Annotated in this window: 23 protein-coding genes and 1 pseudogene; 21 read left to right on the forward strand and 3 right to left on the reverse strand. The window is 35.8% G+C overall.

From position 1 onward, the window contains the following. Positions 1–105 precede the first annotated feature (105 nt). The 16 genes from mutS (at position 106) to trxA (ending at position 19,103) form a co-directional block, all read left to right on the forward strand. A complete protein-coding gene (gene mutS, locus FD18_RS02190; RefSeq protein ID WP_057718339.1) occupies positions 106–2,682 on the forward strand; it encodes a DNA mismatch repair protein MutS in 2,577 nt (858 codons plus the stop codon). 5 nt (positions 2,683–2,687) lie between these two features. Continuing rightward, positions 2,688–4,577, forward strand: a complete 1,890-nt coding sequence (gene mutL, locus FD18_RS02195; RefSeq protein WP_057718340.1) for a DNA mismatch repair endonuclease MutL — start codon at positions 2,688–2,690, stop codon at positions 4,575–4,577. Between the two features lie 5 nt (positions 4,578–4,582). After that, positions 4,583–5,161 (forward strand): Holliday junction branch migration protein RuvA, encoded by a 579-nt coding sequence (gene ruvA, locus FD18_RS02200; protein ID WP_057718341.1) that lies wholly within the window; start codon positions 4,583–4,585, stop codon positions 5,159–5,161. A 23-nt stretch (positions 5,162–5,184) separates the two neighbouring features. Next, the gene (gene ruvB / locus FD18_RS02205; protein WP_057718342.1) at positions 5,185–6,204 is read left to right on the forward strand and encodes a Holliday junction branch migration DNA helicase RuvB; all 1,020 of its coding nucleotides are present in this window, start codon (positions 5,185–5,187) and stop codon (positions 6,202–6,204) included. A gap of 60 nt (positions 6,205–6,264) precedes the next feature. Continuing rightward, positions 6,265–6,708, forward strand: coding sequence for a preprotein translocase subunit YajC (gene yajC, locus FD18_RS02210; protein WP_057718343.1), 444 nt, complete (start codon positions 6,265–6,267; stop codon positions 6,706–6,708). Positions 6,709–6,823: 115 nt separating this feature from the next. Next, positions 6,824–8,272 carry a glucose-6-phosphate dehydrogenase gene (gene zwf / locus FD18_RS02215; protein WP_057718344.1) on the forward strand — a complete coding sequence of 483 codons (1,449 nt, stop codon included), beginning with the start codon at positions 6,824–6,826 and terminating at the stop codon, positions 8,270–8,272. After that, positions 8,272–9,393, forward strand: coding sequence for a DNA polymerase IV (gene dinB, locus FD18_RS02220; RefSeq protein WP_057718345.1), 1,122 nt, complete (start codon positions 8,272–8,274; stop codon positions 9,391–9,393). The genes zwf and dinB overlap by 1 nt, the downstream gene beginning before the upstream one ends. A gap of 36 nt (positions 9,394–9,429) precedes the next feature. After that, positions 9,430–10,395, forward strand: a complete 966-nt coding sequence (locus tag FD18_RS02225; RefSeq protein WP_057718346.1) for a DHH family phosphoesterase — start codon at positions 9,430–9,432, stop codon at positions 10,393–10,395. Then, the gene (locus tag FD18_RS02230) at positions 10,379–11,764 is read left to right on the forward strand and encodes a DEAD/DEAH box helicase (protein ID WP_057718347.1); all 1,386 of its coding nucleotides are present in this window, start codon (positions 10,379–10,381) and stop codon (positions 11,762–11,764) included. Before FD18_RS02225 ends, FD18_RS02230 begins: the two co-directional genes overlap by 17 nt. Before the next feature lie 233 nt (positions 11,765–11,997). Next, positions 11,998–14,646 (forward strand): alanine--tRNA ligase, encoded by a 2,649-nt coding sequence (alaS, locus tag FD18_RS02235; RefSeq protein ID WP_057718348.1) that lies wholly within the window; start codon positions 11,998–12,000, stop codon positions 14,644–14,646. 54 nt (positions 14,647–14,700) lie between these two features. Beyond that, the gene (locus tag FD18_RS02240) at positions 14,701–14,958 is read left to right on the forward strand and encodes an IreB family regulatory phosphoprotein (RefSeq protein ID WP_003647717.1); all 258 of its coding nucleotides are present in this window, start codon (positions 14,701–14,703) and stop codon (positions 14,956–14,958) included. Further along, positions 14,958–15,389 carry a Holliday junction resolvase RuvX gene (gene ruvX, locus FD18_RS02245; protein ID WP_057718349.1) on the forward strand — a complete coding sequence of 144 codons (432 nt, stop codon included), beginning with the start codon at positions 14,958–14,960 and terminating at the stop codon, positions 15,387–15,389. Before FD18_RS02240 ends, ruvX begins: the two co-directional genes overlap by 1 nt. Position 15,390: 1 nt before the next feature. Next, positions 15,391–15,705 carry a DUF1292 domain-containing protein gene (locus FD18_RS02250; protein WP_004895671.1) on the forward strand — a complete coding sequence of 105 codons (315 nt, stop codon included), beginning with the start codon at positions 15,391–15,393 and terminating at the stop codon, positions 15,703–15,705. A gap of 52 nt (positions 15,706–15,757) precedes the next feature. Further along, positions 15,758–16,300 (forward strand): CvpA family protein, encoded by a 543-nt coding sequence (locus tag FD18_RS02255; RefSeq protein WP_057718350.1) that lies wholly within the window; start codon positions 15,758–15,760, stop codon positions 16,298–16,300. Between the two features lie 40 nt (positions 16,301–16,340). Beyond that, the gene (locus tag FD18_RS02260; RefSeq protein WP_057718351.1) at positions 16,341–18,707 is read left to right on the forward strand and encodes an endonuclease MutS2; all 2,367 of its coding nucleotides are present in this window, start codon (positions 16,341–16,343) and stop codon (positions 18,705–18,707) included. A gap of 84 nt (positions 18,708–18,791) precedes the next feature. Further along, positions 18,792–19,103: a thioredoxin gene (gene trxA / locus FD18_RS02265; protein ID WP_020807775.1), complete on the forward strand. Its 312-nt coding sequence runs from the start codon at positions 18,792–18,794 to the stop codon at positions 19,101–19,103. Positions 19,104–19,182: 79 nt separating this feature from the next. Here the strand turns inward: trxA and FD18_RS02270 are convergent, their stop codons facing one another. After that, entirely contained in the window at positions 19,183–19,578 is a 396-nt protein-coding gene (locus FD18_RS02270; protein ID WP_057718352.1) for a YslB family protein, read from the reverse strand. 96 nt (positions 19,579–19,674) lie between these two features. Between FD18_RS02270 and murI the strand changes: the two genes are divergently transcribed. The 3 genes and pseudogenes from murI to FD18_RS02285 all read left to right on the forward strand — a co-directional run. After that, positions 19,675–20,475: a glutamate racemase gene (gene murI, locus FD18_RS02275; protein WP_057718353.1), complete on the forward strand. Its 801-nt coding sequence runs from the start codon at positions 19,675–19,677 to the stop codon at positions 20,473–20,475. A gap of 2 nt (positions 20,476–20,477) precedes the next feature. Continuing rightward, complete coding sequence (locus FD18_RS02280) at positions 20,478–21,101, forward strand: XTP/dITP diphosphatase (protein ID WP_057718354.1); 624 nt, start codon at positions 20,478–20,480, stop codon at positions 21,099–21,101. A gap of 167 nt (positions 21,102–21,268) precedes the next feature. Then, positions 21,269–22,032: pseudogene (locus FD18_RS02285) on the forward strand (acetate/propionate family kinase); the annotation flags it as partial. Between the two features lie 42 nt (positions 22,033–22,074). Here FD18_RS02285 and FD18_RS02290 read toward each other — a convergent pair. Beyond that, positions 22,075–22,974 carry a mechanosensitive ion channel family protein gene (locus tag FD18_RS02290; protein WP_057718355.1) on the reverse strand — a complete coding sequence of 300 codons (900 nt, stop codon included), beginning with the start codon at positions 22,972–22,974 and terminating at the stop codon, positions 22,075–22,077. A 126-nt stretch (positions 22,975–23,100) separates the two neighbouring features. Here FD18_RS02290 and FD18_RS02295 point away from each other — a divergent pair, with 126 nt between their 5' ends. Then, entirely contained in the window at positions 23,101–23,532 is a 432-nt protein-coding gene (locus FD18_RS02295) for a DUF948 domain-containing protein (RefSeq protein WP_057718356.1), read from the forward strand. 33 nt (positions 23,533–23,565) lie between these two features. Then, on the forward strand, positions 23,566–23,898 hold the full coding sequence (locus FD18_RS02300) for a hypothetical protein (RefSeq protein WP_057718357.1): 333 nt from the start codon (positions 23,566–23,568) through the stop codon (positions 23,896–23,898). A 111-nt stretch (positions 23,899–24,009) separates the two neighbouring features. Here the strand turns inward: FD18_RS02300 and FD18_RS02305 are convergent, their stop codons facing one another. Further along, a complete protein-coding gene (locus FD18_RS02305) occupies positions 24,010–25,116 on the reverse strand; it encodes an aminopeptidase P family protein (RefSeq protein ID WP_057718358.1) in 1,107 nt (368 codons plus the stop codon). Position 25,117: the final 1 nt, after the last annotated feature.

A 25,117-nucleotide genomic window follows, 5' to 3' on the forward strand; every position in this document is an offset into this window, starting at 1 on the left:
TTAATTGCGTTTCAACACTTCACAGTTAGAGGCTGTGAAGTATTTTTGTGCTTGATAAGTTATAATAGAACATAGGTTTTTGGAAGAAAGGATATTTGGTAACGAATGGCAAAAAAAGATACGACACCAATGATGAAGCAATATTACGAAATTAAGGAACAATATCCCGATGCGTTTTTGTTTTATCGTGTGGGTGACTTCTATGAATTATTTGAAGATGATGCAATCAAAGGTGCACAAATTCTGGAATTAACCCTAACTCATCGTTCAAATAAAACTAAAAATCCAATTCCAATGGCAGGCGTGCCTCATTTAGCTGTGGATACTTACGTTAATACTTTAGTAGAAAAGGGATATAAAGTAGCACTTTGCGAACAACTTGAAGATCCAAGAAAAGCTAAAGGAATGGTCAAGCGGGGAATTATTCAGTTAATTACGCCAGGTACTATGATGCAGGAACGTCCTGACCAAGCAAAAGATAGTAACTATTTAACTTCTGTTATTTCTACAAATTCTGGCTTTGGTTTAGCCTACAGTGACTTATCCACTGGGGAAACTTTTTCCACTCATCTAACTGACTTTGAAGGAGTAGCAAACGAGTTATTGTCGCTTCAGACAAGAGAAGTTGTATATAACGGACACTTAACAGAGGCAAACAAGGACTTTTTAAAAAAGGCTAACATTACTGTTTCTGAACCAGTTGAAGTAGAAGGTGAGCATGCAGAAATTTCTTATGTAGCGCAAAACTTAACTGATCATGCAGAAATTAAGGCAACTAAGCAATTAGTAGCCTACTTGCTCTCAACGCAAAAGCGCAGCTTAGCCCACTTGCAGGTAGCTCAAAGCTATGAGCCGACGCAATATTTGCAAATGTCTCATACTGTGCAAACAAACTTAGAATTAATCAAATCAGCTAAGACTGCTAAGAAGATGGGGTCTTTATTCTGGCTCTTAGATAAGACTAGCACAGCTATGGGAGGTAGACTTCTTAAGTCTTGGATTGAACGTCCACTTTTATCAGTTTCTGAAATTACACGCCGGCAGGAAATGGTTCAAGCACTACTTGATGACTATTTTACCCGTGAAAAAGTTATCGACAGCTTAAAGGGTGTGTATGACTTAGAAAGATTAACAGGCCGAATTGCCTTTGGATCGGTTAATGCACGTGAAATGTTGCAATTAGCGCATTCTTTAGCTGCGATTCCTAATATTTTGGATTCTTTACTTGAAACAAATAATCCACATCTACAAAATTTTGCCCAGCAAATTGATCCACTAAAGGGAATCCATGATTTAATTGTTAACACGATTGTGGATAATCCACCACTTTCAACTACAGAAGGTGGTTTAATTAGAGAGGATGTTTCGGATCAATTAGACCGCTATCGTGATGCCATGAATAATGGTAAAAAATGGCTTTCCGAAATGGAAAGCCATGAACGTGAAGTGACGGGAATTAATAACTTAAAGGTTGGCTATAACAAGGTCTTTGGTTACTATATTGAAGTTACAAATTCAAATAAAGATAAGGTGCCAACTGATCGCTATACTAGAAAGCAAACATTAACTAATGCAGAACGTTATATCACGCCTGACTTAAAAGAACATGAATCATTGATTTTAGAAGCTGAAGCTAAGTCCACTGGTTTAGAGTACGACTTATTTGTAAAACTAAGGGAAGATGTTAAAAAGTATATTCCAGCCTTGCAGAAGTTAGCCAAGCAAATTGCAAGTTTAGACGTTTTAACTAACTTTGCGACTGTAAGTGAACAAAATAACTACGTGCGTCCTAGCTTTGCGACAGATAAACAAGAAATTAATGTGGTTAACGGTCGCCACCCTGTAGTTGAACAAGTCATGGCTGCTGGTAGTTATATTCCAAATGATATTAAGATGGATCAAGATACTGATATTTTCTTGATTACTGGTCCAAACATGTCCGGTAAGTCTACTTATATGCGTCAAATGGCATTGATCGCAATTATGGCGCAGATTGGTTGTTTTGTACCAGCAGATAGTGCGACTTTGCCGATTTTTGATCAAATTTTCACTCGTATTGGTGCGGCTGATGATTTAATTTCAGGTCAGAGTACTTTTATGGTAGAAATGAGTGAAGCAAACGATGCTTTGCAGCATGCAACTAAGCGTTCTTTAGTATTATTTGATGAAATTGGACGAGGTACAGCTACTTATGATGGAATGGCGTTAGCTGGCGCAATTGTGAAGTATCTGCATGATAAAGTTGGTGCTAAAACTCTCTTTGCGACTCACTACCATGAATTGACTGATCTTGATCAGACTTTAAAACATCTAAAGAACATTCATGTTGGCGCTACTGAAGAAAATGGAAAGTTAATTTTCTTACACAAGATTCTTCCAGGACCTGCTGATCAATCGTATGGTATTCATGTTGCTCAATTAGCAGGATTGCCACACAAGGTTTTGCGTGAAGCAACTACAATGCTTAAACGATTAGAAAAACAAGGTGCAGGAGAACTTCAACCAGCTAGTGAACAACTTGATTTATTTGTACCTGAAGAAAGTGAAGGTGCTCCAGCAATTTCAGATGATGAAAAAGATGTGTTAGATGATATTCAAAATGTATATCTTGCTGATAAGACTCCACTTCAAGTAATGGAACTGGTAGCGCAGTGGCAGCAGGAATTGAAAGATAAGGACTGAGAATCATGAGTAAAATTCATGAACTTTCGCCTGAATTAACTAATCAGATTGCAGCTGGTGAAGTTATTGAAAGACCGGCAAGTGTTGTAAAAGAACTATGTGAAAATTCGCTTGACGCTGGTAGCACTAGAATTCGAATTGATTTTATAGACGCTGGCTTAAAGCAAGTTACAGTCCAAGATAATGGAAGCGGAATTGCTAAAGATCAAATTGATCTAGCTTTTACTCGTCATGCAACTAGTAAGATTGCGACTGAACGCGATTTATTCAATATTTCAACTCTTGGATTTCGCGGGGAAGCCTTAGCTTCAATTGCAGCTGTTTCCCATGTTGAAGTAGTAACAAGTAGCGATAACTTAGGAGGAGTCCGTGCAGTTTTTTCAGGTAGTGAAAAAAAACTACAAGAAGATGCTGCTTCTCCTAAAGGAACAAAAATTTCGGTTTCGGATCTTTTCTTTAATACTCCAGCTCGGCTTAAATATTTGAGGTCTGAGCGAACTGAAATTTTAAAAATTGTCGATATTGTTAACCGCCTTGCATTGGGTCATCCTGATGTTGCTTTTACCCTGACGAATAACGGAAAAATTTTGCTTAAAACTAACGGACGTAACGATCTTAGACAAGATATTGCTAATATCTATGGTCGTCAGCTTGCTGAAAAGATGGACGTCTTAAAGAACAGTAGTCCAGACTTTAAAATTACGGGTTTAATTTCGGACCCAAATACTACTCGATCAAATCGTAATTTTATATCATTGCTATTAAATGGACGCTATATTAAAAATTATCGTTTAACCCAAGCAATTATTGCGGGTTATGGTAGCAAGTTAAGACCGCGTCGTTATCCGATTGCGGTAGTTAAGATTGAACTTGATCCCTTGTTAGTTGATGTAAATGTGCACCCAACTAAGCAAGAAGTGCGCTTATCAAAAGAACAAGAACTAGAACGCTTGTTAACAACGAGTATTTCAGAAGCGTTAGAAAAGACCCCACAAATTGAATCTGGTCTTGATAACTTATTGACACCAAAGAAGGCAACTAACATTGATCAATTGAAGTTTAATCTAAATCAAGATGTCGTAAACACCGCTCGACCGATTGAATTTACACCGCAGGTTGAAGCTGATGAAAGTAATGAAGTTCATGAAACAGCAGCTGAATTTGTTAGTCTTGATAAGGTAAGAAATGACGATAAGTATGTTATTACTGCGAGTTGGGACGAAAATGTAGCTAAACAAGTGCAACTTGATCCATTTGATGCGGAAAAAGAAGAGCAGAAGGACGGGAGCGTAATTTCATCAGGAGATGAGATTCTAGCAAATAGTTTGCCGCAATTAACTTATTTAGGAGCAACTAAATCATATCTAATTGCTCGTCATGATGAGGATCTATATCTGGTTGATCAAGTTACTGCTGAAAAGAGACTGGCGTATGACAAGATTTTGCAGGATTTAACTAGCGAAAATATTTCTCAACAAGGCCTGCTTAGTCCCTTAATTTTAGATTTTAGTAATGTAGACTATCTAAAATTGAAAGAAAGTTTAGAAAATTTAAAAGAGTTTGGTCTATTTTTAGAAGATTTTGGACAAAATAGTTTGATTTTAAGAACTTATCCGATTTGGCTTCAACCTAATATAGAAAAAAATGTTCGGATGATCGTAGATCTCTACTTAAATCAAGGCGCTAATGACTTGGTTAAGCTTAAAGCGCAAGTTGCTGGTGAAATATCCAGACACCAAAAAATAAGGCGTAGAACGCTTAATCCAGCTGAAGCACAGGACTTATTGAAAAAGTTGAGTACAAGTAGTGATCCTTACCAAGACTTTGAAGGTAAAATTATTATTGTTCAATTAGGCCAAAATGACTTAAATAAAATGTTTAAAAAAGATGAGTAGGTAAAATGTTTGAATATCTCAAAGGAATAGTAGCAAAAATTGATCCAGCATATGTGGTCCTAGATGTAAATGGCGTAGGATATAAGATTCTCTGCCCAACTCCTTATAGTTACCAAGAGAATCAACCTGCAACTATTTATGTAGAACAAGTTGTGCGTGATACTGGAATTACTTTGTATGGCTTCCTATCATTAGAAGATAAGGAACTATTCTTGAAACTTTTGAGTGTTTCAGGAATTGGACCTAAATCTGCTGTAGCGATTATGGCGGCTGAAGATACCGATTCTTTAGCCAGCGCAATACAAAATGGTGAAGTAAAATACTTAACTCGCTTCCCAGGGGTAGGAAAGAAGACGGCTTCACAGATTGTTTTGGACCTAAAAGGAAAATTAGGTAATTACGTTAAAAAGGCGACTCCTACTGTTGATATTTCGCCAAGTTTACAAGATGCTCTGCTTGCCTTAGTTGCCCTTGGTTATACCCAAAAAGAAGTCGATAAGATTATGCCAAAACTAGCAAAGTTACCTGAAAATACTGCTGATGGTTATGTGAAAGAGGCACTTGCCTTATTATTGAAAAAATAAGTAATTAAATTATAGATAGGGAAGTGAAAAATGTGAATGATGAAGAACGAGTTATAGGAGCTGAAAGTAGTGACGAGGATGAAGCTGTAGAGTTATCCCTTCGTCCGCAATATCTGGCACAATACATTGGTCAAGACAAGGTTAAAAGTGAAATGAAGATCTATATTAAGGCAGCTAAACAACGTGATGAAGCCTTAGATCATGTTTTACTTTATGGACCTCCTGGCTTGGGTAAAACGACTTTAGCTTTTGTAATTGCAAATGAAATGGGCGTCCACTTAAAGAGTACGTCAGGTCCAGCAATTGAAAAGGCTGGAGACTTAGTAGCGCTACTTTCAGAATTGAATCCGGGGGATGTCTTATTCATTGATGAGATCCACCGTTTAGCTAAACCTGTGGAAGAAGTTCTCTATTCAGCAATGGAAGATTTCTATATCGATATTGTTGTTGGAGAAGGTCAAACAACGCACGCAGTTCACGTGCCGCTGCCACCATTTACCTTGATTGGAGCAACGACTAGAGCCGGACAATTGTCAGCGCCTTTAAGAGATCGGTTTGGGATTATTGAACATATGCAGTATTATTCAGTTGAAGACTTAGAAAAGATTATTCAACGATCAAGTATGGTCTTTAATACTAAGATTGATCCTGAAGCTGCAATTGAATTGGCTCGTCGTTCCCGTGGTACGCCGCGTGTGGCTAACCGTCTGCTTAAACGAGTACGTGACTTTGCAGAAGTAAAGGGTGAAGAAGCTATTTCGTTAGTAACAACTAAGCACTCACTTCATTTATTAGAAGTTGACGATGAAGGACTAGACCAGACGGACCGGAAGCTTTTAAGAATGATGATTGAAAATTATGGCGGAGGTCCAGTTGGGATTAAGACAATTGCAGCTAATGTAGGGGAAGATACAGATACAATTGAAGAAGTATATGAACCGTACTTACTGCAAAAAGGTTTTATTACTCGAACTCCTAGAGGGAGAAGCGTTACGCAAAAAGCATATCTGCAATTAGGTTATCCACCAAAAAATGAAAAGTGAGTTTTTAGTTAAGCTAAAAATACGGTATAATTATTACTTGAAAGTTAATTAATAAAAATAATGAGGTGTAATACTTTGAATACATTTTTCTTAGCACAAAGTGCTGCTGGTATGAATAATATTTTTATGATCATTGCTTTTATCGCAATTTTTGTCTTTTTCTATTTTTCAATGATTAAGCCACAAAAGAAGCAACAACAAGAACGTATGAAGATGATGTCTGAGCTTAAGAAGGGCGATCAAGTAATTATGGTTGATGGTCTTCACGGAAAGGTTGATTCAATCAATGATGCAGATAAGACTGTTGTTATTGATGCAGATGGAATCTTCTTAACCTTTGAAAGAATGGCAATCCGTCGTGTGCTTCCAACTGCTGCAACTCCTGCAAAAGATGTAGAAGCTAACGAAGCAAAAGAAGAAAAAGTTGAATCAGAAGAAAAAATAGCAGATGAAAGTACAAAAGCTGAAGAAAAAACTGATTCTAATTCAGAAGAAAATAAATAAATTGAATAAAAATTCTGTTAAACGTCCGAAAGGACGTTTTTATTTTTCCACTGATAAGATTAGTATTGTAAAATATGAATTGGTAAAGTTACTTTTTATTAGGTAGGTAGTTAGTATGAAAAATATTCCAGTTATTATGATTATTTTTGGTGGTTCAGGCGACTTAGCTCACCGTAAGCTTTATCCAGCCTTATATAACCTATACCAAAAAGGCCTAATCCATGATCATTTTGCCGTAATTGGCACAGCAAGAAGACCTTGGAGCCATGAATACTTACAAGAACAAGTAATTGAAGCTGTTAAAGAATCTAATGATAATTTTGATGAAAAAACTGCTAGAGAATTTGCTTCTCACTTTTATTACCAATCCCATGATGTAACTGATGTTGGTCACTATATTGCTTTAAAAGAGCTAGCTACTAAACTTGATGAAAAATATCATGCAGAAGGCAACCGTATCTTTTACATGGCAATGGCTCCAAGATTTTTTGGTACAATTGCAATCCACATCAATGATCAAAAGCTAATTGGAACTGGTTTTAACCGTCTAGTTATCGAAAAACCGTTTGGTCATGATTTAGCTTCAGCTGAAAAATTAAATCAAGAAATTAGCGAAAGTTTCGATGAAGATTCAGTATATCGAATTGACCATTATCTTGGCAAAGAAATGATTCAAAATATTATGCCACTTCGTATGGCTAACCCAATCGTTAAGAATATTTGGTGCAAGAATTACATTGCTAATATGCAGGTTACTCTTGCAGAAAGTTTGGGTGTTGGAACTCGTGGGGGTTATTATGAAACTTCAGGTGCGTTGCGTGATATGGTTCAAAATCATATTTTCCAAATCATCACTCTTTTAGCAATGCCAGAACCTGAGGGATTAGATTCTGATCATATTCACCAAGCAAAGCAAGAATTATTAGATAGTTTAGTAATTCCAACACCAGAAATGGTTAAAAAACACTTTTCACGTGGTCAGTACCTAGCAAGCAATGATGAAGTGGAGTACTTAAAGGCTGATCAAGTTGCTCCTGATTCTAAGGTGGAAACTTTTGTTGCTGGTGAGGTTAATTTCAAGAAGGGACCAGTTGCGGGTGTTCCAATTTATTTTAGAACTGGTAAGAAGATGAAGGACAAGGTTTCTAGAATTGATATTGTTCTTCATCATCTGAATAATTTGTATGGCAATGCGCATTCAAATAATATTTCTATTATTATCGATCCAACGAGTGAGATTTTCTTCACAATTAATGGTAAGAAGATCACTAGTGAAGGCTTAAGAAGAGAGAACCTCACTTACAAGTTTTCTAAGGAAGAAATGGCACAAGTTCCAGATGGTTATGAAAGATTACTACATGATGTTTTTGTAGCTGATCGAACTAACTTCACGCACTGGTCAGAATTAAAGCAATATTGGAAGTTTGTTGATGCAGTTGAAGATGCTTGGCAAGAAGAAAACAAAGACCTCAAGCAGCTTGAACGATATCCAAGTGGCCAATTTGGAACCGAGTCAAGCAACCACATTTTTGAAAAAGATAGCGAACACTGGATTTACCGTTAATGGATTTATTGCCTAAAAACAATACCAGTCGGAAAATAATCCACATTGATATGGATGCCTTTTATGCTTCTGTTGAGATGAGAGATAATCCCGCAATTAGAAACAAGGCAGTTTTAATTGGCGGAGATCCTAAGAAAAATAATGGTCACGGCGTGGTTGCGACTGCTAACTATATTGCTCGGCAATATGGTGCCCATTCTGCTATGCCAACAGCTAAAGCAATGCACTTGATTCCAGCAGACAAACTAGTAATTGTAGAGCCTCATTTTGAAAAGTATCGCGCAGTTTCTGCTCAAATTCATCGTTTGATGCATGTTATAACTGATAAAGTTGAATCAGTGGCTTTAGATGAAGCTTACTTAGACGTAACCGAAAACAAACTCCATATTGCGAATCCTATCAGACTTGGATCAATCTTACAGGAGCAGATTTATCGAAAAGTAGGTTTGACTAGTTCGTTTGGCGTCTCGTACAATAAATTTTTAGCTAAAATGGGTTCAGAATATGCTAAGCCTTTTGGCAGGACTATCATTAGATCAGAAACTGCTCTTGATTTTCTAGCAAAACAAAAAATTGGTAATTTTCCTGGAATTGGTCCAAAGACACAAGAAAGACTTGAAGCAATGGGAGTTTATACTGGGGCAGATTTAAAAGAAGTTCCCACTGACGTTTTAATTAAGAAGTTTAACCGAATGGGGTATGTGATTGCTCAACATGCTCATGGAATCGATCTAAGACCTGTAGTAACTGATTCAGAAAGAAACCGGAAATCCATCGGAATTGAGCGTACTTTTAATCAAAGCTTATTTGATGAAAATGAAGCTTTAACCAAATTGCGTGCTTATAGTGGTGAGCTTGAGAAAAGTCTAAGGGAAAGACATTTTCTTGCTAATTGTGTTGTCTTGAAGGTTAGAGACATTAACTTTAAAACAATTACCAAACGCAGAAAGCTAAAAAGAGGAACTAATGATAAAATAGTTATTTACGATACTGGACGTGCATTATTTGAAACAGAAAAAGAAATGCTTGCAACCGGAATCCGGCTTTTAGGATTAACAGTAACTGATTTTGAAGAGCACCCAGTCGAAAATATTTCTTTAGATATTTTTGAAAATAAGTAAATAATAAAGTTGAATAAAAAAGAATAAGGAGAAATTATGGCAACTTTTGATGAAATTTATGAAAAAATAAAAGAATATCCAACAATTATCTTGCATCGACACACTAGTCCCGATCCAGATGCTATTGGATCACAAGCTGGTTTAGCTAGATCATTAAGATTAGCTTTCCCAGATAAGAAGATTCTTTGTGCTGGTGAAAATGATGAAGGCGACCTAATCTGGATTAACAAAATGGATGAAGTTAAGCCTGAAGACTATAAGGGTGCTTTAGTCATTACAACTGATACTGCAAATACACCTCGTATTTCTAATAAAAATTATGATAAAGGGGATCTTTTAATTAAGATTGATCACCACCCTGATGTAGATCCTTATGCAGATATGAGCTACGTTGATCCAGACGCACCAGCAGCTTCAGAAATTGTCTTTGACTTTTTAAAGGAAGAAAATTTACCAATTACTAAAGAAGTGGCTGAAGCTTTATATGCTGGTATAGTCGGGGATACGGGAAGATTTATGTATCCTGAAACTTCTGCACATACTTTTGATGTAGCAGCTGAATTAACTAAGACAGGAATTAATATTACTGATATCGCTAGAGAAATTGCGGATGTAACCTTTGATGAAGCTAAGCTTCAAGCTTTAGCAATGGATAAAATGGAAGTTAATCCTGTTGGAGCAGCTTACACCATTTTAATGCAAGATGACTTAAAGAAAATGGGTCTTACTGATGATCAAGCAAATGTTGCTGTTTCAACCCCTGGTCGAATTAAGGATGTTTTAGCATGGAACGTATTCGTTGAAAAACCAGACGGTTCTTTCCGTGTACATTATCGTTCAAAAGGTCCTGTAATTAATCACTTGGCTGAAAAGCACGATGGTGGTGGACACGCATTAGCATCTGGTGCTAATGCCAAAGATATGGATGAAGTTAAGCAAGTCTTTGACGAAGTAGTAGAAGTAACAAAGAAGTACAATGAGGAACATGGCACAAACAAGTAGCATATTTCAAAATGAAAAAATTCGTCCAGAATTACAAGCTGGACTAGAAAAAATTAATTTTAAAAAGTCAACTAAAGTGCAATCTTCAGTTATTCCAGCACTTTTAGATAATAAAAATGTTGTTGTACAAGCTGCAACTGGTTCAGGAAAAACCCATGCATATTTGATTCCAATTTTGAATATGATTGATGAAAATGCACCAGTAACACAAGCTGTTGTAACTGCACCTAGCCGTGAATTAGCTAATCAATTATATAAGGTTGCACGTCAATTAAGGGATGCTAGTGGCTTAAATATTTCCATTGAATATTTAGGTGGTGGAAATGATCGTAATCGACAAATTGAGAAGGCTGAAAATAAGGCGCCGCAATTAATCATTGCAACTCCAGGACGTTTACATGATTTTGTTTCTAAAAAGTTCATTAATTTAGAGAATGTCAAGGCATTTATCATTGATGAAGCAGATATGACATTAGACATGGGCTTTTTAGGTCAGATGGATGAAATTATGTCTAAACTAGACAAGAAGGCTGTTTTAGGTGCATTTTCAGCTACAATTCCGGTTAAACTTGAAAACTTTTTAAGAAAGTACATGGCAAAGCCAGACTTTATTGTAATTGATAATCCAGCAATTATTGCTCCAACAATTCAAAATGACTTAATTGATGTTGGTTCTCGCGATAAAAAAGAAATCTTGTACAAACTTTTGACGATGGGACAGCCATATTTGGCTTTAGTTTTTGCTAATACCAAAAAGACAGTTGATGAATTGACCGACTATCTTGAAGGGCAAGGACTTAAGGTAGCGAAAATCCATGGTGGAATTACTGAACGCGAAAGAAAGAGAATTATTCGTCAAGTACATGAAGGTCAATATCAATACGTTGTAGCCAGTGATTTAGCTGCTAGAGGAATTGACATACCTGGTGTAAGTTCGGTAATTAACTATGAAATTCCTAAGGATCTTGAATTTGTAATTCACCGAATTGGTAGAACAGGAAGAAATGGACTAGAAGGACATGCAATTACTCTAATTTATGATGATGAAATGTCACAAATTGAAGATCTAGAAAAATTAGGTATTCACTTTGACTTTAAGGAATTAAAGAATGGCGAACTAGTTGAAAGAACTCACTATCATCGTAGAGACAATCGTCAAGCTCGTAGCCACAAGTTAGATAACCGAATGATTGGAATGGTTAAGAAGACCAAGAAGAAGGTTAAGCCGGGCTACAAGAAGAAGATTAAACAGGCTATTCAAAAAGACCGTCAGCAAAAGAGGAAGATCGAAGAACGCCATCAAATTAGAAAAGCTAAGCGTAGACGTAAACGTGAACGCGAACAAGCACGTGAGAATTTTGACAACTAGAAAATTTGTAGTAAAATAAATCACGTTTAGGACATATTACTGAGGTATTTTTTCAAAGAGAGGATCTATTAGGTGAGAAGATCTAGAGGTACTTAGTAATGCTACCTAATTTTAAATTGATAAATAATAAATAATTAAGAGGTAACAAACACTGTTGCAATCAAGGTGGTACCGCGCTGGGAGCGTCCTTGTTAAATGCAATAGTGTTTTTTATATTGTTGTAGGAGATTTTTATGAAACAATTGACTAGTTCACAAGTACGTCAAATGTTCTTGGACTTTTTTAAAGAGCATGGCCACATGGTTATGCAAAGTGCATCATTGATTCCACAAGACGACCCAACCTTGTTATGGATTAACTCTGGGGTTGCTACAATGAAGAAATATTTTGATGGTTCTGTGGTACCTAAGAATCACAGAATTACTTCTTCTCAAAAATCAATCAGAACTAACGATATTGAGAATGTTGGTAAAACAGCACGTCACCAAACTTTCTTTGAAATGCTTGGTAATTTCTCAGTTGGGGACTACTTTAAGAAAGAAGTTATTCCTTGGGCTTGGGAATTTTTAACTAGTCCAAAGTGGTTAGGTCTTGATCCAGACAAGCTTTATGTAACTGTTTATCCAAAAGATACTGAAGCATACCACATGTGGCACGATGTTGTTGGTTTGCCAGAAGACCACATTGTTAAGTTAGAAGATAACTTCTGGGATATTGGTGAAGGTCCATGTGGTCCTGACTCAGAAATTTTCTACGACCGTGGTCAAGAAAATAATGACGTTGCAGAAGACGATCCAGAAAACTTCCCAGGTGGAGAAAATGCTCGCTACCTCGAAATTTGGAACATCGTATTTTCACAATTTAACCACTTGCCTAATGGTAAATATGTTGATCAACCACATAAAAACATTGATACCGGTATGGGATTAGAACGTGTTGTTTCAATTATTCAAGATGCTCCAACTAACTTTGAAACTGACTTATTTATGCCAATCATTAAGGAAACTGAGAAGTTAAGTGATGGCAAGAAATATGCAGTAAACAAAGAAGACGATGTTTCATTTAAGATCATTGCTGACCACGTTCGTGCTGTTAGCTTTGCGATTGCAGATGGTGCTTTACCTTCAAACTCAGGTCGTGGATATGTTTTGCGTCGATTAATTAGACGTGCTGACTTAAATGGGCAACGTTTAGGTATTAAGGGTGCATTTTTGTACAAGTTGGTACCTGTAGTTGGCGAAATTATGAAGAGTCACTATCCAGAAGTTGTTGATCAACAAGCATTTATTCAAAAGGTAATTAAGAACGAAGAAGAACGATTCCAAGTGACTCTTTCATCTGGTTTGAACTTGCTTGATAATATTATTGCTGAAGCTAAGAAGAGCGATAATAAAACTATTTCTGGTAAGGATGCTTTCAAGTTATTTGATACTTATGGCTTCCCATACGAATTAACTTTTGAAGCTGCTCAAGATGCCGGCCTTAAAGTTGATAAGAAGGGCTTTGATGAAGAAATGAAAGCCCAAAAGGAACGTGCGAGAAAAGCTCGTGGTAACTTACAATCAATGGGTTCACAAGATGTTACTTTAATGAACATTAAAGATAAGAGTGAATTCGAATATGGTGTCTTAGAAGAAAAGCATGCTAAGTTGATTGATATTGTTGTAGATGATAAGTTAGTTGACAAGGCTGACAGTGAACATGCAACTTTAATTTTTGATAAGACTCCATTCTACGCAGAACGTGGTGGACAAGTTGCTGATCATGGTGAAATTTTGAATCAAAATGGTGAATTAGTCGCTCGTGTAACTGATGTACAACACGCACCAAATGATCAAAACTTGCACTTTGTAGATGTTATTTTGCCACTTGAAAAGGGACAAGAATACATCTTGAAGGTTGATCAAAAGCGTCGTCGCGGCTTAAAGCACAATCATACTGCTACCCACTTATTGCATGCAGCTCTACGTGAGGTTTTAGGTACTCATACTCACCAAGCTGGATCTTTAGTTGAACCTGACTACTTACGTTTTGACTTTACTAGTTTAGAGCCAATGACTAAGAAGGAAATTGCTAACGTTGAAAAGATAGTTAATGAAAAGATTTGGGAAGAAATTCCAGTAAAAACGACTGTTACTGATCCAGATACTGGTTTGAAGATGGGAGCTTTAGCATTATTTGGTGAAAAATACGGTGATACAGTCCGTGTTGTTCAAATTGATGATTTCTCAACTGAATTCTGTGGTGGAACTCACTGTGAAAATACTGACCAAATCGGTATGCTTAAGATTGTTTCTGAATCTGCTGTCGGTGCTGGTACCCGTAGAATTATTGCTGTTACTGGACCAGAAGCATACAAGTATGTAACAGACCGTGATGAGATCTTGAAGGAAGTTCAAGAAGAAGTTAAGGCAACCAAGGTTGAAGATGTAACTAATAAGATTGCTTCAATTGAAGAAGATTTACGTACAAGCCAAAAAGAAGCTGAACAATTAAAGGCTCAAATTAACAGGGCAAAAGCAGGTGACTTGTTCAACGATGTTAAACAAGTTAAGGACTTAACTGTAATTGCTGCTCAAGCTGATGTTGAAGGTATGAACGATTTACGTGAGCTTGCCGACAACTGGAAGAGTAGCGATAAGTCCGATGTCTTAGTTTTGGCTGCCCAAGTTAATGATAAGGCTAACATGGTAATTAGCTTGAATGATAAAGCAATTAAAGCAGGTCTTAAGGCAGGCGACTTAATTAAGACTGCTGCTCCAATCTTTGGTGGTGGCGGTGGTGGTCGTCCAAATATGGCTCAGGCTGGTGGTAAGAATCCAGCTGGTTTAAAGGACGCTATTGCTAAAGTGTTACAAGAAGTTGAAGAAAAACAAAATTAATTGAGTTCGTTCGATATTTCAAGTAAAATTAAGAAGAATAGGAGGAATTTTATTATGAGTTCGCTAGATAAAACAATGCATTTTGACTTTAACCAAAATAAGGGTAAGAATGTGTACGATACTCTTCAAGACGTATACAATGCACTTGAGGAAAAGGGCTACAGCCCAATTAATCAAATTGTTGGTTACTTACTCTCAGGCGACCCTGCATATATTCCTCGGCATAATGATGCCCGTAATTTAATCTTGAAACATGAACGTGATGAAATTATTGAGGAATTGGTTAAGAGTTATTTAGGTAAAAATAAATAATGCGATTACTTGGACTAGACGTTGGCTCTAAAACCGTTGGTGTTGCAATCAGTGACCCTTTGGGGATTACTGCTCAAGAGCTTGAAACTATAAAAATTGACGAAAGCAAGTATAGTTTTGGCATGCGTCAACTTAGAAAAATTGTGCGAAAATACGATGTTGAAGGCTTTGTTTTAGGCTTACCTAAGAATATGGACGGCAGCAGCGGTCATTCAGTTGAAAGAAGTAAGCAGTATGGAGAACGCTTGAAAGAGAAGTTTGATCTTCCTGTTTACTACATGGATGAGCGTCTTACAACGGTTCAGGCTGACCGAATTTTGGTTCAAGAAGCCGGTGTTCATGATCGTATTGAAAGAAAAAAAGTTATTGATCAAATGGCTGCTGTTTTAATCTTGCAAAACTACTTAGAAGCAACCAGAAAGGATAATTAAAATGAGTGAAAAAATTAACGCTAACCAAGATAATGATCGTCAAATTACTTTAGTTGACGAACAAGGTAATGAGGAACTTTTTGAAATTTTGTTTACTTTTACGTCTGAAGATTATGGTAAATCTTATGTTTTACTATATCCTGCAGCTGTTAGCGACGACGATGATGTTGAAGTACAAGCTTTTAGCTATGACGCAGATGCAGATGGCGATGTAACTAGTTCTGACTTGCATGAAATCACTGATGATGATGAGTGGAACATGGTACAAGGCGTTTTAAATACATTTTTGTCAGACGATCGCTTAAGCGGCGAATAATCTTCAAAAAAGACTGGCGTTGCTGGTCTTTTTTGCTTAATAAGGATGAACAATGATTTCTTTCTTCATTTTATTAATTTTTATCTATTGTTGTTATGTAGGCTATCGGCGTGGAATAGTATATGAGGGGTTAGCGGCTGGTGGATATGTAATAGGATTAATTTTTGCAACTCTTTTGTATCGACCTTTTAGCAACTTTCTAAATCTTTGGGTACCATATCCTTCTGCAAGTGATCGAAGTAGTTTCGCATTTTTTGATAAAACGACAGGATTAACATTAGATAAGTCATTTTATGCAGCTTTTGCTTTTTCGCTTATTTTATTAATTGTATGCTGTTTATGGCGCCTGGTAATGTTAGGTTTTAGTCAGTTAAGATATGTTATTGTAGATGCTAGATTAAATCTATGGGGGAGCTTAATAATTTCCTTTATTGTGACTTTAATTAGTGTCTATCTACTTTTGTTTATTTTGGCTACGATTCCTAATAATAGTTTGCAAAATATGTTGGGACATTCTATTCTGGCAAGCGGAATTTTGCACTTTTCCCCAGGGATTTCCCAAATTTTTATAAATTTATTCATTACAACAATATAAAAAGGTCCCAGTGATGGGACCTTTTTGCTAGGTGGAAAATATGAACTCTAAAATTATTGAAAAATTAGAATATAATCGAATAATTAAACAACTAAGTGACTTGGCAATTACTGCCCCTGCAAAAAAGCAGGCGTTGAAATTAATGCCAAGTAGTGATTTTGATGAAGTAAAAAAGTCAATCGATCAAACTAGGGTACTTTCTAATATTCTTAGAGTTAAAGGGCCAATGCCAATAACTAATTTTAAGGATGTTAGATCTAGTTTAAAGAGATTAAAAGTTAAAGCTAATCTAAACGGTGAAGAATTAGGTAATATTTTTTTAGTTTTAAGTTTAGCTAAAGATGTTGGACAATTTGCATCAGATTTAGAAGAGCGAGAAATTGAGACACGTCCAATTGAAAAATATCTCAAAAATTTAGCGGTTCCAGAAGAATTATTTAAGAAACTATATCAATCAATTGAATATGATGGAACGGTTAAAGATACAGCTTCATCTCAATTAATGCAGTTAAGACATGATATTCAAAGTAATGAAACTGACATTAAGAATCATATGAATGACTATATTAGCGGTAAACACACACAATATCTATCAGAAAATATTGTAACTATTAGAGATGGACGCTATGTTTTGCCAGTAAAACAAGAATATCGAAATAAGTTTGGCGGAGTCGTTCATGATCAAAGTGCTAGTGGACAAACTTTATTTATTGAACCACAAGCAGTTTTAGTTCTTAACAATCGTCAGCAAAATTTAATGGCACAAGAGCGACAAGAAATTCACCGCATTTTGGTTGAATTATCAGAACTTGCTGGTATTTATCAAAAAGAAATTAAGAATAATGCTACAGCTTTAACGCAACTAGATTTTTTAAGTGCAAAAAGTAAGTTAGCTAAGGTGATGAAAGCCACTGAGCCAGTTTTAAATCAAGATCATGTAATTAAATTAAGAAAGGCTCGACATCCTTTAATTGATCCTAAAAAGGTGGTTCCAAATAATATTGAACTAGGAACCAGTTTTGACACGATGCTAATTACTGGACCAAATACAGGTGGAAAGACAATTACTCTAAAAACTTTAGGTTTGTTGCAATTAATGGCTCAGGCTGGTTTATTTATTACGGCTGAGGATGGTAGTCAACTAACTGTCTTTAATGAAATTTATGCCGATATTGGGGATGAGCAGTCAATCGAGCAATCATTGAGTACTTTCTCATCCCATATGGATCAAATTATTCGCATTATGAAGGATGTAACTGAAGACGATTTAGTTTTAATTGATGAATTAGGTGCTGGTACTGATCCTGAAGAAGGTGCTAGTTTGGCAATTGCAATTCTGGATGATTTACGTCAAACGAAAGCAAAAATTGCAATTACTACTCACTATCCAGAATTAAAGCTCTATGGCTATAATCGCAAAAGAACAACAAATGCTTCAATGGAATTTGACTTAAAAAAATTGGCACCAACTTATCGTTTAAGGATTGGTATCCCTGGTCAAAGTAATGCTTTTGCTATTGCACATCAATTGGGGATGGATGAAGCTGTTGTTGATAAAGCTAAAAGCTTAATGAATGATGAAGATAGTGATATCAATAAGATGATTGAGCGTTTAACTGAGCAAACTAAGGCAGCTGAGCAGCTTCATGAAACTTTGAAGCAGAATGTTGATCAAAGTATTACGCTTAAACGCCAACTTCAAAATGGTCTTGACTGGTATAATCAGCAAGTGGAGAAACAACTTGAAAAAGCTCAAGAAAAAGCTGATGAAATGCTTGCTAAAAAGAGACAAAAAGCTGATAAGATTATCAATGATTTGGAACAACAAAGAAGAGCCGGTGGACAGGTTAGAACTAATAAGGTAATTGATGCTAAGGGTGCGTTAAACAAACTTGAACGTGAAAATCAAAATTTGGCTCATAATAAAGTATTGCAACGTGAAAAGCGTCGGCATGATGTAAATGTAGGTGATAATGTAAAAGTATTGTCATATGGGCAACAAGGTGTGATTACTAAGAAGTTAGGAGAACATGAATTTGAAGTTCAAATTGGTATCTTGAAAGTTAAAGTTACTGATCGTGATGTTGAAAAAGTTGCAACTCAATCTAGTCTAAAGAAACCAGAAAAAACTGTTCGTTCTAGTCGCGGTCTTCGTTCAAGTAGAGCAAGTAGTGAGCTTGATTTAAGAGGACAACGTTATGAAGAAGCTTTAACTAATTTAGATCGTTATCTTGATACGTCTCTGTTAGCGGGATTAAATACCGTAACTATTATTCATGGTATCGGAACTGGTGCGATTAGAAATGGTGTACAGCAATACTTAAAGAGAAATCGACATGTAAAAAGTTATAGCTATGCACCTGCTAATCAAGGCGGAACTGGAGCAACAATCGTTCATTTACAGTAAGCAATATACTTGCAAAAAGTAAGCAGTTCAACTAAACTATACTTATAATATAAAGAATTTAATTGATTTTGTGAGGTAATAACTATGGTTGATGAAATTACAGATGCAACTTTTGAAGATGAAACTAGTGAAGGCGTTGTTTTAACTGATTTTTGGGCAACTTGGTGTGGTCCATGTAAGATGCAATCACCGGTAATTGACCAACTTTCTGAAGAAATGGACGATGTAAAGTTCACTAAGATGGATGTTGATCAAAACCAAGAAACTGCACGTAATTTAGGAATTATGGCAATCCCAACCTTATTAATTAAGAAGGATGGTAAGATTGTTGACCGTTTGACTGGTTACACTCCTAAAGAAAAGCTAGAACAAATTTTAGATCAATACACTGACTAATTTATAGAGATAAAAAACGGGTAAAACCTCTGTATTGAGGAATTACCCGTTTTTTAGTGTTAATACTTACATCGCTAAGCTAATCAGATTGTGCAGTAATTTGAACGACGTGCTTTTTAGTGATTGTAGCTGAAGCTTCAGTTGGTGTACCATTTTGACGTTCTAGACACTCAGCGATAATGCCACTTTCAAGTGAAAATTCATCGCTTTGACTATCAAGTCTATCAGTCACAACTTGCCCCGATAATTCAAAAACTGCAGTATGCTTTTTATCTTTGAGAACTTTTAATGTTCCAAATTGAGCCATATCAAAAAACTCAATTAGATCATCAATGTCTGATAGATCATACTTTCTACTGACGTGTTTTCCGGCCCAGTAAAGAATTTCTTTATCTTCGCTACCTAAAATGGTAGGTAAGATAAAATCACGATATAATGAATTTAAAAAATAAAGATGTTCGTTTGTATGTTCCATGCTTTCATTTCCTTTTGTCTTCTATATCATTTTAACTTAAAATAGGTGAAGTAGAAAAGAGAATTTAATCATCATTTGTTTAAAGGAGTTTTTTAAATGGATAATCGACCAATTGGAGTTTTAGATTCAGGATTAGGCGGCTTAACCGTTTTAAAAAAAGTAATTGAAAAGATGCCTAATGAGTCAACAATTTTTATTGGCGACCAGGCTAATATGCCGTATGGGGATCGCTCAAGAGAAGAAATTATTTCTCTAACTCGCGATAGTGTAAACTTCTTATTAAGTAAAGATGTAAAAATTATTATTTTTGGTTGCAATACTGCAACTGCTGTAGCTATGTCTACAATTCAAAAAGAAATTCCTTTGCAAATAATCGGTGTGGTGCAATCAGGTGCATTAGCGGCTGCTAGAACTACAGATACTAAAAATGTAGCCGTAATTGGAACAAATGCAACTGTAGATAGTCATTCGTATTTAAAAGAAATTCAATATCGTGATCCTGAAATTCAAGTTAGTGAATTCGCACAACCACAATTAGCTCCTTTAGCTGAAGAAGATCCTAGTGAAGACATAAAAAAAGTAGTAGTGAAAGAAAGCTTGGCTTCGCTAAAGGATGCGGATTACGACACTTTAGTTTTAGGATGCACGCATTATCCTTTATTAAGGGATGAGATTGTAGAAGTTGTTGGTCAAGACAAAAAGATTGTTGATCCAGCTGACCAGGTGGCACAATATACTTATAATGTTTTACGACGCGATGGTTTATTTGCTGCTGAAGGACATGATACTAAACATGAGTATTACACAACGGGTGAAGCAAAGAAGTTTACTGAGATTACGCGTCAATGGATGAATGACGACACTATTAATGGTTATCATGTAAATGCTGAGGAATAAAAATGGATACTTTATTATTTGCGACTAACAATAAAAATAAGGCTAAAGAAGTAGAAGAAGCCTTACGTAAGATTAATTTTCCAATTCATGTGATTACTAATCATGATTTAAATGATCCACCACATGTCTTAGAAACTGGAACTACCTTTTTAGCTAATGCAAAATTAAAGGCACATAAAATGGCTAAATTTAGTAATTTACCAACTTTAGCCGATGACTCAGGTTTGTCTGTTGATAAATTAAACGGAGCACCTGGTGTTTATTCAGCACGCTATGGTGGAGAAGCTCATAATGATGCTTTAAATAATGCCAAGTTATTGGCAGAATTGGGCGGTGTACCGAAAGAAAAAAGACAGGCTACTTTTCATACTACGATGGTTGTATCTTGGCCTGGTAAGTTTGATGATGATTTAGTAGCCGAAGGAGAGATTCGGGGAGAAATTTTGACTTATCCGCAAGGAGACGGCAATTTTGGTTATGATCCACTTTTCTTTGTACCAGATAAGGGAAAGACTTTTGCTGAAATGACAGTTGATGAAAAGAATGCAATTTCTCACCGTGGTCAAGCTTTAAGAAAGTTATTGGCTGAACTACCTAGTTGGTGGAAAAAGATGGAAAATGAATAATAAAATTTAGAACTTATTCTAATTAAGGAATAAGTTCTTTTTTTGTTGTGACTTTTAATTTTATTAATAAAAGCGCCATACTTAAACTGTATAGTTCTTAATAAACGTCGGTTTAAATATAATTTAAGGTTATAGCGTATGAAAAAAGTTTTAGCAATTAACTCAGGAAGTTCATCATTAGAATTGTCCCGAATGTACCACAAGTTGCAGTGTTTGATAATTCTTATCATCAAACTCTTGATCAAATTCATTATTTGTATTCAATCCTTATAAGTACTATCAAGATTATGGTATTCGTAAATATGGTGCGCATGGAATATCAGTTTCTTATGTAGCACAACGAACAGCAAAAATATTAAAAAAGAATCCTAACTTGGTTAATCTAATTGTGTGTCACTTAGGATTTGGTGCTTCTGTGACGGCCGTAAAATGTGGAAAGTCCTATGATACCTCAATGGGAATTAGTCCATTAACTGGTACAATAATGGGGACTAGAAGTGGAGATTTTGATCCATCTGCCTTGCAAAGATTAATGCATAAAACAGGAATGAATATAGATGAAGCAATTGATATTTTAAACTATAAATCAGGTTTATTGGAAATTTCAGGGATTTCATCTGATCTGCGTGATTTAATTGAAAGTAAAGATAAGCGCGTAAAATTTTTATAAATCGTGTTGTTTGCTATGTTGGTGCATATGCCGCTGAATTGAATAGGGTAGATGCAATTATCTTTACTGCTGGAATAGGTAAGCATGATCCTGACATTCGAGCAGGGGTTATAGGGTTTAGGTTTAGATCCAGATTTTAAAGCTAATCGAGCTGATGGTGAAAAATTTATTTCTAAGCCTGATTCAAAAGTAAAGGCATTAATTGTCCCAGCTAACGAGGAATTAATGATTGCACGTGAAATAGTGCGTGTAAGGCAATAAAAAAAGATTAAGTTGTAGACGAAAGTCTAGCTATTTAATCTTTTATGAATTAGATTGATTATTATCTTGCTTGGTGGGAAGGGAACTAAATTTAATTCCTGCCTGATTAAATTCCTTAATATAGGCAGTTAGATAAGCATTTTTAATCATACTTTGACTATTAGCAATTACTTGGAAATGAATTTGATAAATAAAACTAGAACCTGTTTGATTAATAATTCCAATAATTTGCGGTCCTTTTTTGATTTGTTTCTTAAATTTATCTTTTAAAGCACCATTAGCCTTATCGACAGCATGATTAATATCAGTAAGATCATTTTCAACTGATAAGTTTAAGTCGATGTTCATACTCCACCCTGAATGTGAACCGTGACTTAAATTTTCAACTACAGTAATGTTGCGGTTAGGGATGTAGATGACGGCACCATTGGTTGTCTTAAGTCTAGTATTGCGTAGCGTGAATGAAAGGACGGTTCCAGTATAGTTGCCAATCTTAACTGTATCGCCAATATTATATTCCCCTTCACTTAAGATGTTCATTCCAGTTATGACGTCACTAACAAGCCCTTGGGCGCCCATCCCTAAAGCTAGTGAAACAAGTCCCACACTGGCTAAAAGTGTGCCAACAGGTATACCAAGCAGGGTTAAAATGCTGTAGAGATAGAACAAAAGAATGGTATATTGGAAAAGAGCGACTCCAAGTTGAGCCAAAGTCCTTTTTCGACCTGTCATTTTTTCTTGAAATTTAGGATTTTTGAGTAAGTATTTGGTTAGTAATTTTTTACCAATATGCCAAATTAAAAAGAAAATGACAGTGGTGATTATTATTTGAATACTACGACTTAATAAGGTATGAAATACGTCGTTCCAATCAATTAAGGAATCGACGTTAGTTTTTTTAGTTGTAGTAGAAGTTCCTTTTAGAAGGGTAGACCAGTTCATAGATTTCCTTTCTTTCTTAGCTTTCTCTTTAATAGTATATCAAAAAGTTAGGTACTATTTTATTGCTTGAGGTGAGGAATAATGCTAGACTTTCTTATGAGAGGAATAATTAATGGAGGATAGATTATGTCAATTTCATATGGTGCATTGGCTGGCTTAATTGCAGCGGTTGCCTTTTTAATCTTGGTCTTATTTACTTTGCCTTTAATTGTTAGAGCTACTAAGACAATGAAGAAAGTTGACTCAACTCTGGATAGCGTTAATACAGCTGTTGATGATTTAACAAAGCAAACTGCTGTATTGATGAAACAAAGTGAAGATTTATTAGAAAAAAGTAATGCTCTTTTAGCTGATGTAAACGGTAAAGTAACAGAATTAGAACCAGTTGTGAAGGCAGCTGCAGATTTAGGTGAAAGTGTGTCAGATATTAATTCTTCATCAAGAAGAATGGTTGAGCGTTTCTCTAATATGGGTATTAGAGGAGTTGGAATTGGCATCTTTTCATCTCTAGTTAGTCGAATGTTTGCAAGACGTAAACGTCGTCGCGGTGAAGACTAATATTTATTAGATATTTATTAAAGGAGAATAATTATGCGTAAACTTGGCGGATTTTTATTAGGTAGCGTTGTTGGTTTAGGTGTTGGTTTGATTGCTGGCTCATTGTTATTGCCAGAAGATGTAACCGACGATGTAAAGAAAAAAATTGCTGAAAATGAAAAATTGCAACATTTAAAAGAAAAGTATGATAAGGGAACAGAAGCAATTAAGAACCAATTAGCATCATTCCCTAAGTCAGTTGAAGATGATTCAGAATTAAAAGATTTTGATGATATCGTAATTGACGACACTAACAAGGACCTTGGTGAAGACGAAAAGGCTGATAAGGATACTGTTAGTGATTTAAACAATGCTGAAACTAACTAAAGTTAAATTTTATTATTTAAGGAATCAAGTTTTGATACTTGGTTCTTTTTTTGTTAAAAAAAACTGCTGATTTAATTATCAGCAGGGAAATAGAGATACTATTTTTTAGGATTAATCTTTGACCGGAATGTATTTCAAGTCTTTGCTGGTCTTAGTAAAGGTTTCAAATCCATTCTTGGTTACAACACCACAATCTTCGATTCTAACGCCGGCTACATTAGGGATGTAAATACCAGGCTCGATTGAGAAACACATACCTTCTTCAAGAACAATATCATTTCCCTCCATGATTTGTGGAAATTCATGAACATTCATTCCGATACCATGTCCAAGACGGTGAATAAAGTATTCACCATAGCCGGCTTTAGTGATGATATCTCTAGCGACAGCATCTAATTCGCTAGCAGTAATACCTGGCTTTGCGGCTTCAATAGCTGCTTGTTGAGCTTCGCGATTAACTTCGTAGATTTCTTTTTCTTTAGCAGTTGGTTCGCCGTAAGCTACGGTTCTACTTGAATCAGAAGCGTATCCATTGTGCATAGTTCCAAGGTCAAAAAGAACTAATTCATTTGGCTCAATCTTGTTCATAGTTGGACCAAGATGAGGATTAGCAGCATTCTTACCAGCTTGAACAATTGTTTCAAAACTAGTATGCATGACGCCTTTTTGAAGCTTTAATTGGTAGTCAATTTGGCCAGCAACATAACGCTCAGTTACGCCATTTCTCAGAGCATCAAAACCAATTTGAAAGGCAAAATCTGCTTCTGCACCAGCCGCTTTTAATTGTTCAACTTCTTCAGGAGTTTTGCGTAAGCGTGCTTCGGCAACAAAAGGAGAAACATTATTTGTAAATGATGAATCAGGAAATGCGATTCTTAGTGCTTCTAAGCGATCGACTGAAAGGTGTGTCTTTTCAATAGCGATATTTTTAATATTGCTAATCCGTTGATTTACTAAATCAGCAATTTTTGCCCAGGGATCTTCATGGTCGAGATAACCATAAACATCGCCGTTCCAAGCAGAGTTTTTAGCTTCTTCAACATTTAATTCAGGTGCAAAAATAAAGGCTGGTTTATCTTTAAAAGCTAGTAAAGCAAAGATTCTTTCGTGAGGATCCATGCTGTAGCCAGTAAAGTAGTTAATACTAATTGGGTCAGAGATGTAGGCAACATCATTATTAGTTGAAATTAACCAATTTTGTAATTTGTCTAAGTTCATA

Origin of the sequence: Lactobacillus taiwanensis DSM 21401 (assembly GCF_001436695.1) — a bacterium.
Classification (GTDB): Bacteria; Bacillota; Bacilli; order Lactobacillales; family Lactobacillaceae; genus Lactobacillus; species Lactobacillus taiwanensis.